This is a genomic window from Pseudomonas sp. 10S4 (genome assembly GCF_034344865.1).
Taxonomy (GTDB): domain Bacteria; phylum Pseudomonadota; class Gammaproteobacteria; order Pseudomonadales; family Pseudomonadaceae; genus Aquipseudomonas.
Window position 1 is genome coordinate 5,396,361 of sequence record NZ_CP133774.1, and the last position, 14,361, is coordinate 5,410,721.

A 14,361-nucleotide genomic window follows, 5' to 3' on the forward strand; every position below is an offset into this window, starting at 1 on the left:
CTTCATGTCTCGGACAAACCGCCACATATGTCCGGCAGCACCACCAGCACGGCGGAGATTTTTTCGGGCGCGTAATGGGTGTCATGGAGTTTCTTTCTAAACGCCTTCCAAGATAGCGTTAGATCAAGAAGTCCGGCGGTTGCAGACCAGCCGATGATTACTTGATCGCTTTTCAGCGCCAGCGGCACCTTGTTTACGTTGCTGGGTGCAATTCTGAGAATAAATGCCTGTTGCATGCTTACCGCCGTTTACCAGCCTATGTATCGCCCTAGGGCGTAGGCTGGATGGGTTGATTACGTCCGACTCCATGCGTGGAGAACACAAAGATGGTAAACCTCTTGATGCCTTTGATTGCGCCTCCCGGCCACTGATGGGAGGCTGTACCAGAACTGCCCTAGGCTTTCATTCCTTTCTTCTTTTTACCCGTCGTTGCTAGCCCACGACGTGACTATGCTGTTTCCTCGTCGGCCTGAAAAACCTCGATCAGTTTCTGATTGTAGTCATCCAAATAGCTCTGAAGCCCTTCCCGATCAACCAGCCGCACAGCTGCCGTACTCGCTAATTCTTTTGCAGACCTGGTGAAGTACGAGTTGGTAACGACCATCGCCTCATCGCAACCGTAAAAAGCTTTGGCGGAGATGGCTTGCTGCACAGCGGAATTGCCCACCGAGCCAGAATAGTTTTTCGCCTGGATCACCATATTCTTGCCGAACCGGCTCACGAACAGATCAGCTCCTTGATCAGCCGTTCTTTTGGTCTCTTTGACGTCGTAGCCAATGGTTTGGAAGATTTCGACAAGGAAGTCCTCAAACTTGAACCCGTCCATGGCGTCCACGAGATACATCGTGATGAACTGGTTTGGATCAAAATGCTCGAGTTGGCTCTCCAGGCGCTCCACCAAAATATCGAAATGAATCTCCTCACACAGGCTCAATGCGTTTCGAAATGCTTGCATTGGCAGTAGCGGGATTCCCGCCGTGGTGGCAGCTTGAGGGTTGAGTTGGATTCCTGAGAAAGAGACGTCGTTCTCCCATAGGAAGTAGTAGAACAAAGCGAGGTTAGCTCTGAAGCTGACACCAGCTTCCTCTATCCAAGATCGCAAGGTATCAGCCAGATTCACCTTGAGATGACGACTGAGCTCAACAGAGAAACCGTAGTATTCCGAGTTAAACGCAGTAGTCATTAACAGCTTATCTAGTAGAGATGGAAGCTCTTCAAGCTCATCGAATCCCTTGCGGATTAGAACCTCCCTGAATAGCTCTCGCTCCGAATAGACGCCGTCCATTCTTGGCCCTGGCGCCCCGTGCCCATCTGCGCTCCCACCACCCTCGCGTGTCGTGTGAATGAAATTAATGAAGTACGGCTGCTTCAGCTCAGAATACTTTCTAAGGACGTTATTCAGCAGATCATTGAGCTGGGCCTGTTCTTTTTTCTTCCCAAAAAAATCTTGTAGGAGACCTTTCGACCTGTACTGAAAGTCCGGATAGAAAGATGGGTCGATAGGGGTCAGGTGGCGAGAGCTAAGCTCAGGCGACGGTGAAAGCTCAGAGCTTGTGCACCAGGGGCATGCCGTTTCAAACGTTGTTCGCTTGCATCCGTTGCATTGGTAGATCATGGAATTCCTTCCCGTTGTAAAGGTATCGCGTTTGAGATTACTCAAACTCGTCTTCAGATAGGTTGTAGGTCGCCATGTTGCCGTTTTGGACTTTATACAGAGTGAGCGTGAGGTCACTGTATTGCGTGCCCCGGGAGGTTTTTCTCTTCAAGCGTGAATTGCTCGGAGCGCGACAGGTAGCCAGCGACAAGATCCCTGTAGCGCACATCATAGCTACCAGGTGTGACTGCTTTGATCGTGAACCGCCCGTGCGCAGGAATGAACACAAAGCGAGCTGGTTTGGCGTAGTTTCCGGTTAGAGACACGAGCTTTACAAAGACATCTGAATTGTTCTGCCCATTGTCGATGGTGACAGTAGAAAGCCCATTGGAATTGGTTTGAGGGTAACCCTTCACATAAGACGCCAGCGTTGGCCACGGTTGCCCATTTGGCGCCTTTGGAGGTCGCGTCCAAGCTCGCTTAGCAGTAGTGCCAGCACTCGTGGTGGGCGCTTGAGCTACAGGTTGGCGAGTTGTGGCTGTGCCGGCCGCATTTGATGCAGGTAGTCCAGTGGGCGAAGCCAGCTTGCCTTGACCGCCATTCGCAGTAAATTCAGAGAGGTATGGCTTAGGGCCTCGAGGTGGTGAATACGTGTGCGTCTGCGCGTTCATAGCTGCGAATGTAATGCCGCCAGCTACCGCAGCCACTACAGCTAATTGCACAAAAAACCGACGTTGCGTAAGCCTCCAGGCATTCCTGAGGCGGATAGTGTTGCCGCCGAGCGCGGTTAAGAACGCTTCAATATTTGCACGCAGCTTAGCCCCTTCATCATCGATGTATCCACCGCCGGACTTTTTTGCGAGGAATTTTTTGCGCCAAACGAAGCGCGTCCATGGCGACCGCACGAGCCATATCTGGGCGGCCAGAAGCAGCGAAATACCATGCCTGATGAGCAGCCAATCGCGCGTTTGGTAACACGGGTTGACTGCCACCGAGCAAATTCACCCAGAGGGCATGGATGGAATAGATTGGGCCCCACGGGACACCCCACCAACCCAATGTCCAGGTAATCGCAGATGCCTGGAGAGCTTTCTTTTCTGCACAGGGGCTACAGAAAATCCCTTGGCTCATGGAACGTAGGGTGAAAACCAAAAAACTTTTGGCCTTTAAAAATATTACGTAGCGAGGCTGCGCAGATACTTTGCCACAACGGGAGCAGACGATCGGTTCGGGAACCTCAAACGTTTCGGCCGATCCTTCTTCGGCGGCCTCTACCGACATCGTGTCGTATTCGGCTCGAGACTCTGGTTCGCTCAGTACGGCATAGGCTTCATTAAGATGCTGAAATTGGCTGGTGGCACCAGTTGACGCGTTTCGATCTGGATGTAGCTCCATCGCTCGCCGGCGATAAGCAGCTTTGATCGATGCCCCATCAGCCTCAGTATCTACTCCGAGAATTGCGTAGAAGCCCTTAGGATCCTTGCTGCCCATCACGCCGCATCCCTGTCTTGTTTTAGTTTTTTCGTACGCATGATGTGGCCATCGACAAGAATCAAAGTCCCTTGCGTCGTGCCATATCTAGCTTTCTGTTTGTAACCAAATTGGTTCGAACTGATTCTAGGGCAAATCGCCACTATTCAGAAGGATCGAATCTGTTCGGACTCACGCTCCTATTTTCAATCCGGAAGTTGTGTTGCTCTCTTACCTGCTGTGAGTGCGATCGAAAGATCCATGGCCAGGCACCACCAGGTGAGCCTAGGAACGATCGCTCAGGGCATGACGGGGCTGAAAGAGTATTGTCGAGGTGTTCTACATCACGCAGTTGAAGCGCACAGAGGCTACGTGTAACGCAGTTTTGTGCGATGTAACACACCCAACGTTACAGTGAGAAAAGTACGTTACAAACCAATGGTATGAGGGTGAAACCTCTAAATTGTACCGATAAGGGAACCCGATTTGTTGCAAGCGCCAGCCTTTCCGATGCAGCCGTAATCACCTTGAACGACACAATATTTACCGCCGTCGATAACCTAAGTCAGCAGGTGATCTTGATCTCTATGAATGCAGGAAACCCAGGCTGCGCTCTCCAAAGATTTCAGGTGGCTTAAAAGGCTAGCCGCGACTCACGTCGCGAATAAGCGACCTGCCCTTCTCTACGAGTCGAGTTAGGCGTTCACTGCGGTCTTCACTTTTCATTGCCAAAGAGCCGGATCCTAGGCAAAAGCAGGAGAAGTCAATCGAGCCGGCTGACCTGAAAACTATGAATGCCAAAATATGGTGGAGGCTCCAAGATCTCTGCTTTTGTTTTGCTATCAAATAAGAACTCCGATTTCTTTTTTGGATTCAAGGGGCACTGCCAAAATAATTTTTTGGGTGGCTTCTTGGCGCTGCTTATCGCTAACTGATTCGGACGGTGCTGCCACGCTTTCCTAGCTAGTCTTGCTGGCTCTGGGGCCTTGTGCCAAAGCGGAAGCCGGCCACCATCTTCCCCACTTCAACATATTCAAGGTGCTCGGCATGACCAATGCCGACACGGCCGTACGTAACGCTCTACGCCGCAACACGCGCGCCTGTGACGCACCTGCATCTTCGCGTTCGGTCGTTCTCCTTCGGTAGATATGGAGTCGTGCGTATACTTCACCCCTCCTCAACCGCTTAAGCTTTCCAATGAAAAAACTGCTTTCTGTAGTAGCGCTATTTCTCTCGGTAATTACCCCCGCTTTTTCAAACCCTCCATCGACCTTTTCCGAAGCAAAGGTCGTTGCAAAACAAAAGATCTACCTCGATCAAGCCGACAGCTCCATGGGCGAGCTGTATTGCGGCTGCAAATGGACGTGGGTAGGTAAGTCCGGTGGCCGTATCGATGCTGAGTCATGCGGCCTTAAGGCCAGAAAACAAGAGAATCGGGCAGAACGGACTGAGTGGGAACACATAGTTCCAGCCTGGACATTCGGTAACCAACGCCAATGCTGGCAGAATGGCGGTCGAGAGAACTGTGTGGATGATGATCCCGTTTTCCGAGCCATGGAGGCCGATCTTTTTAACCTCTATCCATCTGTAGGTGAGGTGAACGGCGACCGTAGCAATTTCAATTACGGTATGGCCTCCGGGGTAGCGCCTCAGTATGGTCAATGCAAAACCCGAGTTGATTTCGATCAACGAGCTGCGGAACCGCGTGATGAGGTCAAAGGGCTGGTCGCGAGAACAACCTTTTACATGTTCGACAGATATAAACTGAGCATGTCTCGTCAGCAGCAACAGCTACTAATGGCCTGGGATAAGCAGTACCCGGTTTCGTCTTGGGAGAAAGAGCGAGATCGCCGCATTGCAGCAATCATGGGGCACTCGAATCCATTCGTAACTGGCGAGCGGCGATGGTCGCAGGGGTACAAGGCAGTTGGTGATGGGGTGGTTAGCACCGTTCCAATCAATCCTCCGCGGACACCAGTCCAGCCATCCCTTGCGAGCGCATCCGCAGTAGGCTCGATCATTGGTAACCGTAAAAGTCAGGTCTACCACCTCTCAATGGGGTGCCCAGGTTATGGGCAGGTGTCAGCGAAAAATCAGATTTCCTTCACTTCGGAATCGGAAGCTCAAGCGGCGGGATACCGAAAGGCAGGCAACTGCAAATAATTGCTTCTCGTTGAAAAAGGTCTCGTGAAAACGAGGCTGTCTCCGATTCAACTGGCACCTTCAGATCGTTTTTTGGGGCACCGGTGATCCGCGGAGTGTCGGGAGCAATCCGTGGATTGTGTCTGTTTTTTGTGTTGTCGCTGCCTCACAGAAGGTGTTTGCCAGAGTTGTTATTTTCAGCTTACTTTTCCTTGATCGACAAGATTGTTACGTCTGCTGGTACGAGCTTTCCGTTCTCTACCGCGTAGAGAGTCGCCTCCGGGGGACAACCAGTATCTCCAACGCTCTGTGTTTTTTTGGTAGCCGAATAGGCCCCCGTTAAAGCAGCCACCATTTCAGGCACTTTGGTATCTGTGGTTTGCCCAACAGTAGCAATCATGCCTTGCGAAAGCGTAACGGTCAGATTCGATGATCCTATTGCTCCCGACTTGAGCTTGAGGCGCTTCTTTTCAGTCGGAACCATCAACACTTGAGTGTTGTAAGTGCAATCCTTTGTGGATTGAATCAACACGTATGGCGTGCCCTCGTAATACAACATCCCATCGTTCGTCTCGTCGCTCTCGCCGTGGTAGTCGAAGTCAATTGAGGCGCAAGCGGAAAGAGCGCAGAAAGGAAAGATCAACAGCCCCAGGAATCGACGATCCATGATTTTCTCCAAGTGGCGGCGGCATACTGTCCGCACTGGGATTCTAGTCGCACCCTAAGGATTTTCCTGCGGAGAATCGATCGGTTCGCGCTTGAGTGAATTCGGCCCCCACTCTAACGGCCAATTACGGTCGTTTCACATTTCAACACGAGGAAATGGCAAAACGGTCTTTACGAGAATCAACCGAAGGGATTTAAGAAAACGGTAGAGTCGTTAGGCTTGGTTTGGCAGTGATACCTATCACTGAGGGATTGACGACGCTAGAAATGTTGCTTCCATCGTTAACAAAATACTGGGGTGACTAGGTGAGCCGGGCTTTACGGCCCGAAGAAACGACCTGCACATTCATGGCTTTACCTAACCAAAGTCGGGCGTTGGCTACGATTGCCTCCTCTCAGCTAGCTGTGATCACTCCTCCAACGTCGAGTCAGGCTCACACTCGTTCAAGATCAGTAATCTTATGCAGCACCGGCATAGCAAGCTTTGCACTTGGGGCATGTCCATTTTCCAGCGAAATCAAAATCTGCAGGCATACTCGAGAGCCTGACTCGCTTCTTGCCATCATCCCAACAAGATGTACAAAAGCGTCCGCTTTCGCCCGCAAAACTGTAAACCCCTTCTTCAGTGTATGAGGGCTCACCTGCCTGGCGCTCCGCCAGTTGCTGCTCAAGATCAAGTACCCGTTCCTGCGCTGCGGCCAGCTTCATTTTCAGATCTCCTGACTCTAACTTCGCATCAGCCAGTGCAGAATGTAGATCGGCGAGCAGCATCCTAAAATCGGCGTCCTCAATTTTCTTGGATAGCTCCCGCAGCTTCGTTGATGCATCGAGCGCCTGCTGGAGTAAGGCCATAACATCCATTTTCGAACCCTCTAATTTGGGTATGCCAGGTTGGCTCCGCCCGACCATACGCCTAGCGCGTTACAAGGCGTTACTAATGATGGGTACATCGACTTCAAGAGATTTTGCGCTATTGAGTAGCCACAGTCGAACCGGGAGACGGGCCTTCGCTGAAGGTATAGTTAATGACGACGTCATTTCTGATCAGGACATCCAGAGTCTTCTGAGTACCCGTTGTCGTTACCTTCATCGTCACGACGTAGCTCTGCGCATGAGCTGAGCCGTTCGTGTATGTGTAGATCCATTTCTCGTCGGTTTCGCTCACAGCGCTCTTCGCGTATGGCTCACCAAAGAGCGATTTGAGCTCCGCAGTAGTCGTCTTCCCCTTCTCTAACCTGATCACATTTGCTGAGGAGAAATCCCGGCCAGCGGTGAAGTGGGAAGTGGCGCATCCGCCGAGCACGAAGCACATTCCAATTGCTACGATGAGTTTGTTCATGGTCATCCCTGGTGAAGTAAAGAGTCTGAAGACTAATGCCCGCGACATCAAAATGCTATCACTCCAGCTGGGCCAATTTAAGCATTGCTATTATCGCAGCTTGCGAGTGCCTGCGACGTGATAGGCAACTGCCCTGAAGAAAATACAATAGAATCGAGCGATTTAGCGTCTGGCGCGATACTCGAATGCTAGGTTCATGACTGCTGGCGCCGCAGTCGGTCGTTTTCATCCAGAATAAACAGTCCCGACCAGATGGCAGCCCAGAACTGCAGCGTTACTATCCAGGGGCTGGACATGAGCCAAACCACCGTCCTACGCCAAAACGACCAGAACGTCTTCTTCGAAGACCGCCTGCTTGGTAGCGGGGTGTAAGCAGATCCCCCACGAATGCCGAATCCCCATCTCCAATACATCTCTATTTCGCGCTTCGCGTAGGCAATCGAATTGGAGTTCCAGCAAACACCCCACCGACGACTCCACGTGTCCTGCAGCAACCACGTGTGAGTAAGGTGAGAGGTAAGTGAATCGAATTCCGTTACGCTTTGACCTCCTACCAGCTCAACGACACATTTACGAAATTGGTAGCTCTCCACGGAAAACCGAATATCGTTCTCAAGGTGCGAAAGGAATTTTTGCGAAGGAATGCTCACAAGGTTAAAAACGATCGGAGAGCGATCTAGGTCATGCACAGTTATCGCGTCTTGATATCGAACACCCGCGCCCACTGCTTCAAATACGCATTCAAATTTCGTGACTCCAATCTCCACTGCTCGGAACGCCACCTTGGAAACTCGAGGCTCGGTGTCGGTAGGCTTTGCCAGATAAAGGGAATACTCGACATGCTGTCCTAGCTTTTGCCATCGAGCTCCAAGTCGGTGACGCTTCGTCCATCGTTGATGCGCGTCGGAATAGGTTTTATAGAACATCGCCTTGGTAAGGCGTTGCCAGCCCCATGCGACTGCCTTGAAAACTACTCCCCATAGCGTCGGTATCGTCATGTTCGCTCCTAGCAAATGTTTGTAATTACGTACCTAGCTACGTCAAACCACACCACCTGGCCATCTGGTAGGCCAAACCGACGGAACTTCCTATACCCGTATCGCGAAGGCCAACGATATAGTGCGGCACTCATGTTCTGCCATCAGTTTACTGCAATCGATACTTACCTTGCCGGTTCTTGAAAGCAGGCTCAGTACCTTCAAGAATTTCGACCACACGTGCTTTGATGTCGGGATGCTCTATCGCCCCGGCTTCATAATCGAACCGACTCGCAGCCTTGTCACACGCAGCATGGATGATCTGCTCAGCATCACACACCACGGCTAGATTGGGGTTGTGCGTCACCATGATTACTTGCCGGCGCTCCTTCGCTCGCTTGATGCACTTCACCATAACTCGAAAAATAGTCTGGTTGTCCAAGTTCTCTTCGGGCTGATCAATGACAATCGGAATATCATCCTCATCCACCAAAAGGTAGAAAACCAGAAGGAGCAAGCCGCGTTCGCCGGGCGAAAGCTGCCCGATCTCCTGCCCCTCGTAAGTCAATGAGTACCGGGGAGCCAGGTAATCCAGGCAGTACAAATAATCCAACAATTCCTGTGCAGTCACGGTTCGAGCGAGCTGGTCGGCTAAGAGAATCTGTTTTTCGGGCTGCCCTTCTCGACGGTCGAAGTGAAGCAAATCGTCAATCGCGTCGGCAAAGGCCACGGCCTCATTCGCCGTTTCGAAACTGGCGGCCAACAGTAGGTTGCGCAGCATCTGAGAGCTCTCGTCGACGCCCATGAATGATCCCCTAACCCTCTGATTGATTCGTTTCAGAAGCTGGTCGGCAAACCCTGTTTCTTCAATTCGAACCTGGAAATCCAGAGGAAGGTTGAGCTCGCGCTGCTCCTCCGAGTTAACGAAACGCTGTACAGGTAAATAGAGTCGGCTGAACTCATCAACCATGGACTGGATCAAGCCGTGCATCTCACAAGCTTTGTCAAAACGCTCAGCACGAAGTACCGTCTGCTGCGCTGGCAGGTCTGCCAACAATTCTATCTCGGCTTGCAGCTGCACAAGACTTCCCGGCTTGTCTGCAGCGCCAATGAGCTCTGCTTTGGCGCGCTCCCAGCTTGCCAGGTTTTCCCTGTAGACCACATACAGCCTTTGCGCTTCTCCTAACTTGCTTTTAGCTTCTACAAGTTGAGACGCAGCCAGCGCCTTGCGTTGTAAAATACTGCCCTGCTCCTCACTTCCCAGGTCGATATCAATCGCCTTGACTTGCGCTTGAGCCGCTGCGGCGATGGCGTCAACCGGCCCGGTATCGACCCTCATGGTTACTAGGGAGTCGATGGGTAACTCCACATCGAGATCTGCCATCAATACTTTCAGGTCACCGAGGAAGGCCGCATGCTGCTTGCCGTAATTGACTAAAGCAGTAGAGATTCGTTTGGCAACCGCTTCTCTCTTAAGCGAAACCGATCTGGCGGTCTTGAGCGCTGCTTCCTCGCCTTCGATCTTGCGACCTTCGCCTTCAAGGACGGCCACTTGCTCTGCCGCCTGTTTCGTTTCAGCCAAGGCCTCAGGAGAAACACTTGGATCTAGTACTGGCTGCGGTTGAGCTTCATTTAATGCCGCAAGCTCTCCTTGCTTGGCAGCCAATTGCTCCTGCAGAGATTTAAGGAAATCTTTTGTCGACCGCCGTTCTGCTTCAATGATTTCTGCGTTGATCTTGCCAATGCTCTCCCTCAAGCCTTTGCGAGCCTTTTCTATTTCTGCGACCTTGAATTCTAGGAGTTCGTCCATAGAGGCTTTACCAAGCCGTTCCTCTTCAGGGACATGGGAGTAGATGATTTTTCGGAGCTCTGCATCAAAGGTTGAAGATCCACCCTCCCCAAGCTCATTACACAAATCTTCCAGATAACTTTGAGGGAGATACTTCACTCGTTCCACACTGCTGGGTTCAGGATCCTCTTGCAGAGATCTCTGCGTGACAGAGCCGTCCAGCCAAGTCAATGCACCTATGAAATTCTCCGCGAACTTCCGTTTTGGGCTGCGAAACCGTGTGTTTTTAAGGAATGAAAACTTCGCATGGTGCTTGGTGTTTCCCACCAGCGCGATGACATCGGATAGGGCGCTTTTACCACTGCCCTTGTTGCCAATGATCGCCACCAAGTCTGGATTTAGAGGAATATCCAAATCGAACCAGGGCTCCGGAAGAGCGGAGTCAGCCACCTTGCTAACTTTGATTGAGCTTATGAATTTGGTTTTGCTCTGCTCAATCATCTTCTGCTTTGGTGGAGCATCGCCGACATACACCCGGTCATCGAACTCATGAATGGCTTGAAGCAGGCCCTGAAATGTAGAGTCGGCTTTGATCCATGTGAAACAGTTTCCGACACGGTCTTTATCTTTCGAGGTACTGAGCGAATGCGCATCGGAGCAATCAAGAAGGCGGGCATTGACCTGTGCCGCCTTCAATCCATTGCGCGCCTTCAAGTAGGCTTCCGGATTAGCAGCGGCGGTAAAAACTAGATCTGCGTCATTAATTATCGTCTTCTTGTCCGCGATCGTATGGTCGTTCCAGCGCAGACTGTCCCACTCGCTTTTTCCCAAGGCGATGATGTGCTTACCATCAAAATGTTGTGTCTTAAGAGCCGCTCGGACAGCCTCGAAACTGACATTCAAGTTATTGAACCCGACCTTCAGCGCTGAAGGTGCACCGGCCCGCAATGCTTCCGGCATTGACTTGAGGACTCGCTCCCCAAGGTCGATCAGATTGACTTTTGTAATGACTCCGGCCCAACGCCCGCCTGGCGACTCAGGTACGAGGGAGTACCCCTGAGAAATTGCAGGCATAAACTGCTCACGAATCAGTTGAGGGTCTACCTCATCGAAAACAACATGGAGGTTGATCCGGCTCCAACTGGAAGGCTTATAACCCTCCTCGCCTTGCTCCAATATTCCGCCGAACTTATCTAGCCGCAGCTCCACTACAGGAAGAACAAGCTCAATATTTGCAAGACGCCCCTTACGCCGCTCCTCCAGAACACGGGCATATCCATCTACGAATAGGTAGTCGTTGATGCCTAGAACTTTGAACTCGGCTGGCAATCTCTCAAGGTCGTCTAGAAATGCCTCCCACGCCGCCTCCTTTTCGCCGGGGTAGTGGTGAACCAATGACTCGGGGGTGTGGACGTGAAGATCCCATTTTTTCCATGTCGAGCCCTGCAAAATTACTGGCATCGCACTTTCCCCGATATCCCGATCAGAACCTCAGAGTGAAGCTCCTTCCGCCACTGAGGAAAGCTCATCGAAGCGACTTCTGCCGGGAAATGCACAAATTTGGCCACATGAAAGTGGGAAGAACGTTTTTTGGACGAGATCAATCAGACTCAACTGCAGAATCATTCTGCCAGCAGTATGGTACCTAGGCGCACACATGACGGCGAGCCGGGCTGTAGCCCGAAGAAGCGACAGTCCAAGGCACTGTCCAATAACTACCTTATGAACACAATCAGCCCTTCTCCAATCCACCGACCGCCCATCAAGAAATGGCTCATGAGCCTGAATTTCTGGTCGTAGCTGGGAAGGTTGTTGCTAAGAGGCTCAAAGTCGCCCGGGAAAGCCGCGCACAATTTGATCTTTTTTCCAGCCATCAAGTCAGTGTTCATCTTGCCGATACAGCACGCAATTCAGTGAGTAAAGGTTGCGTGTGGAAACTTTTCGAAAATCGTTGCCGGTCGTCGCTAGATGGGTTGGGATAGCTTGGAGATGTTTTTCCAGTACTAGCGTGCTGGGCGTGCTTTCAGTTATAGCGACAACAATGTCGGCGTACGCTGCCTTTCTTTCCTTTCAGGCTACCCAGAGCGCCACCCGCGTGGCCGAAGCGTCCCAGGCTTTTTCTCAGAAAATCTATAGTGATCAGATCGCGATGGGGCGCCCATCCATATCTATTCTTTCCGGAGAAACATCGATTTTTGAGGTGTTAGAAAACTCGTACTCAAATCGAACTATAAAAAAATACACTGCGTCCCTCATTTTGAAGAACTCTGGACTACGTGACACACAAAGAGCCTGGATCGCCTTGTCCAGTGCCGGCTCCAAGGTTTCAGTCGCTACCCTCCCAAAGGATACCGAATACAGTGTTCCATTCGACATTAGCTGGGCATCAGAATCGGACTTAGACAGGAGCTCGTGGTATGCCGCAATTGTGTACGAAGACCAAGTACCAGTCGAAGGCCCCGCGCCGACAGCCCCTTCTTCAAGTCAAGAGGTGTCAAAGCCGGCACCCCTTCGTGTAGTTTGCTCAGATGTAGCCGTTTTCGAGATGACATCATGGCCAAAAGACCCAGCTCAAGATCCTTCAGTCAGAACCCTCTCCTCCGGCTCACCTGTTGCAGTCAGGCGAATGGCATCAGACAAGGAAAGCATTAATTGGGGCTCAGAGGATTATTCAGTCAGAAAGAGTGTCGTTGCTGCTATTAGAGATGCAAGGGCGTGTTCGGATAAGGTGTTTTGAACGCAAGGGACACATCATTGAGGCATCGATGACGCTCGAAACGTAGTTCAAGCGACGACTCGAGCGCAGAGCATTTTGAATACAACCTCTCCTCTCGCCGCCCGCGAAGTCTGCCAGGTACTGACGGACTTCGCGCTCGGCAAACGCATCATGATGGGAAGCACCGTCTACCACACTGAGCCAGCAATCCTGAAGGATGTAAAACAAGAAGCCAACGCTGATGAAGCTGCCGTAGCTTCGTCGACGTATCGTTACAGTGCTAGCCCACCACTTTCACATTCTCGAAACTCAAGCGTTTCAGGCCTGATAGCGAAACGCTATTCTCCCCGGCTATACCTCTTCGGATTGCATTGCTATGGATGACGCTCTGGTGGTCTTTTCACGGAAAGGCCTCTTCCAAACTCCGATTACGGCTTACGAAATTAAAAGCCGGGAGCATTATCGAAAGATGTGGCCCTTGGTCACTGCTGACAAACCCCACCGCCTCGTAAGCTGGGTGAGCCCTTGTTTCAATGATGATGGAAAGCTGAAAACACGCAGCTATTTCAGAACGTACACTGGCAAACGCGGCGTTCGAGCCGCGGACTATTTCGACAGCCAGGAACAAGCTCGACAACGTCATATTGGCGAAAGCGAGGAGCACAGGCGAGCCAAGCAGCTGATAGCCGATGAGCTTCAGCGCCGACTCGACGCAGGGCTCGCTATGCCCTGGTACTACAGGGATGACACGATTAGCCAGTATCACCTGGCCGGCAATCTTCTGCTCGGGGCTAATGGCGTTACCCAAGAACAGAACATCAAGACACCGTTTGGCAACTCCTATCGCCTTGATGTGGCGGTGCTTGGCAAGCCCATTCTTCGGCATCCGATGGTGCTGGCGGGTATCGAAATTGAGCTTGGCCACGCATTTGATGGGCGAAAGGCTCTGGCTAGTCGCTCAATGGGCTTTCCTCTCATATCCATCGACATCACCGACATGAGTCTGGATCAGCTGACACCACAGTGGGCCCGGCAGGCACTGACTGCAACGAAGTCCAGTGATGATGAGAGCCGGCGCAAGACGTTCATCTACCTGAATGACCTGCTCTATCCACTGTATGTTCAGTTGCCCTCTACGCTGATCGAAGGGGATGACTTCCGACACCAGTTCATTGTATTTGCCGCTGATGAACATCTGGAGCGGGTAAAAGCGACGCTGGCCAAGGTCAGTTCGGCACTAGGGCTTCAGAGCCCTACGGTTCTACTGGGAGTCGTCAACGGCAAAAGCGAGTCAGCAGCCAAGCAAGTTGCCAACCTCGGCGACATCGCGGGGCCGGATTGGCGTGAGTTCAACGAGCACCGCTGCCTGACGATCACCTTGGATCGCCCCAGGACACCGCAGGACGAGCCGAGTCACCTCATGCACATTGCCATTGCCGCATTACTGGCTGGCAAGGGCAATGCCTTGGTGGGTTACAAGAACCGGCTCGGTATCATTAACCATCGTCCCGAAGAAGACGTCTGGAATGAGTATCGACGTGGAACCTGGCACCGCACCTTGCCCAAACGTCTTGCGGAGCCATTCCAGCGCTACTTGGCAGTGATTGACCAGCTACATAGCCAATAAGCTCCATCCCTATCGGCTCTGAGCCGGATGGCACAAATCAG

Annotated in this window: 11 protein-coding genes; 2 read left to right on the forward strand and 9 right to left on the reverse strand. The window is 51.8% G+C overall.

Features of this window, described 5'->3' with window-relative positions; genetic code table 11:
• Positions 1-2 precede the first annotated feature (2 nt).
• From RHM58_RS25285 to RHM58_RS25300, 4 genes are all read right to left on the reverse strand, one after another.
• A complete protein-coding gene (locus RHM58_RS25285) occupies positions 3-236 on the reverse strand; it encodes a hypothetical protein (protein WP_322268495.1) in 234 nt (77 codons plus the stop codon).
• Positions 237-448: 212 nt separating this feature from the next.
• A complete protein-coding gene (locus tag RHM58_RS25290; protein ID WP_322268496.1) occupies positions 449-1,615 on the reverse strand; it encodes a restriction endonuclease in 1,167 nt (388 codons plus the stop codon).
• Between the two features lie 113 nt (positions 1,616-1,728).
• Positions 1,729-2,010 carry a hypothetical protein gene (locus RHM58_RS25295; RefSeq protein WP_322268497.1) on the reverse strand — a complete coding sequence of 94 codons (282 nt, stop codon included), beginning with the start codon at positions 2,008-2,010 and terminating at the stop codon, positions 1,729-1,731.
• A 412-nt stretch (positions 2,011-2,422) separates the two neighbouring features.
• Entirely contained in the window at positions 2,423-3,085 is a 663-nt protein-coding gene (locus tag RHM58_RS25300; RefSeq protein ID WP_322268498.1) for a J domain-containing protein, read from the reverse strand.
• Positions 3,086-4,261: 1,176 nt separating this feature from the next.
• On the opposite strand from RHM58_RS25300, the gene RHM58_RS25305 reads away from it, so the two are divergent.
• Positions 4,262-5,227, forward strand: coding sequence for an endonuclease (locus RHM58_RS25305; protein ID WP_322268499.1), 966 nt, complete (start codon positions 4,262-4,264; stop codon positions 5,225-5,227).
• Positions 5,228-5,408: 181 nt separating this feature from the next.
• On the opposite strand, the gene RHM58_RS25310 is transcribed toward RHM58_RS25305, so the two are convergent.
• From RHM58_RS25310 to RHM58_RS25330, 5 genes are all read right to left on the reverse strand, one after another.
• Entirely contained in the window at positions 5,409-5,873 is a 465-nt protein-coding gene (locus tag RHM58_RS25310; protein ID WP_322268500.1) for a hypothetical protein, read from the reverse strand.
• A 458-nt stretch (positions 5,874-6,331) separates the two neighbouring features.
• Entirely contained in the window at positions 6,332-6,733 is a 402-nt protein-coding gene (locus RHM58_RS25315; RefSeq protein WP_322268501.1) for a hypothetical protein, read from the reverse strand.
• Positions 6,734-6,842: 109 nt separating this feature from the next.
• Complete coding sequence (locus tag RHM58_RS25320) at positions 6,843-7,211, reverse strand: hypothetical protein (RefSeq protein ID WP_322268502.1); 369 nt, start codon at positions 7,209-7,211, stop codon at positions 6,843-6,845.
• A gap of 194 nt (positions 7,212-7,405) precedes the next feature.
• Positions 7,406-8,209: a hypothetical protein gene (locus RHM58_RS25325; protein ID WP_322268503.1), complete on the reverse strand. Its 804-nt coding sequence runs from the start codon at positions 8,207-8,209 to the stop codon at positions 7,406-7,408.
• A gap of 148 nt (positions 8,210-8,357) precedes the next feature.
• On the reverse strand, positions 8,358-11,438 hold the full coding sequence (locus tag RHM58_RS25330; protein ID WP_322268504.1) for a TrlF family AAA-like ATPase: 3,081 nt from the start codon (positions 11,436-11,438) through the stop codon (positions 8,358-8,360).
• A gap of 1,631 nt (positions 11,439-13,069) precedes the next feature.
• Between RHM58_RS25330 and RHM58_RS25335 the strand changes: the two genes are divergently transcribed.
• Positions 13,070-14,320 carry a hypothetical protein gene (locus tag RHM58_RS25335; protein ID WP_322268505.1) on the forward strand — a complete coding sequence of 417 codons (1,251 nt, stop codon included), beginning with the start codon at positions 13,070-13,072 and terminating at the stop codon, positions 14,318-14,320.
• Positions 14,321-14,361 lie beyond the last annotated feature (41 nt).

Excerpts from the sequence above, each read along its gene's own strand:
- RHM58_RS25285 (WP_322268495.1), bottom strand. The coding sequence starts at position 236 with ATGCAACAGGCATTTATTCTCAGAATTGCACCCAGCAACGTAAACAAG.
- RHM58_RS25290 (WP_322268496.1), bottom strand. The coding sequence starts at position 1,615 with ATGATCTACCAATGCAACGGATGCAAGCGAACAACGTTTGAAACGGCA.
- RHM58_RS25300 (WP_322268498.1), bottom strand. The coding sequence starts at position 3,085 with ATGGGCAGCAAGGATCCTAAGGGCTTCTACGCAATTCTCGGAGTAGAT.
- RHM58_RS25305 (WP_322268499.1), top strand. The coding sequence starts at position 4,262 with ATGAAAAAACTGCTTTCTGTAGTAGCGCTATTTCTCTCGGTAATTACC.
- RHM58_RS25310 (WP_322268500.1), bottom strand. The coding sequence starts at position 5,873 with ATGGATCGTCGATTCCTGGGGCTGTTGATCTTTCCTTTCTGCGCTCTT.
- RHM58_RS25315 (WP_322268501.1), bottom strand. The coding sequence starts at position 6,733 with ATGGATGTTATGGCCTTACTCCAGCAGGCGCTCGATGCATCAACGAAG.
- RHM58_RS25320 (WP_322268502.1), bottom strand. The coding sequence starts at position 7,211 with ATGAACAAACTCATCGTAGCAATTGGAATGTGCTTCGTGCTCGGCGGA.
- RHM58_RS25325 (WP_322268503.1), bottom strand. The coding sequence starts at position 8,209 with ATGACGATACCGACGCTATGGGGAGTAGTTTTCAAGGCAGTCGCATGG.
- RHM58_RS25330 (WP_322268504.1), bottom strand. The coding sequence starts at position 11,438 with ATGCCAGTAATTTTGCAGGGCTCGACATGGAAAAAATGGGATCTTCAC.
- RHM58_RS25335 (WP_322268505.1), top strand. The coding sequence starts at position 13,070 with ATGGATGACGCTCTGGTGGTCTTTTCACGGAAAGGCCTCTTCCAAACT.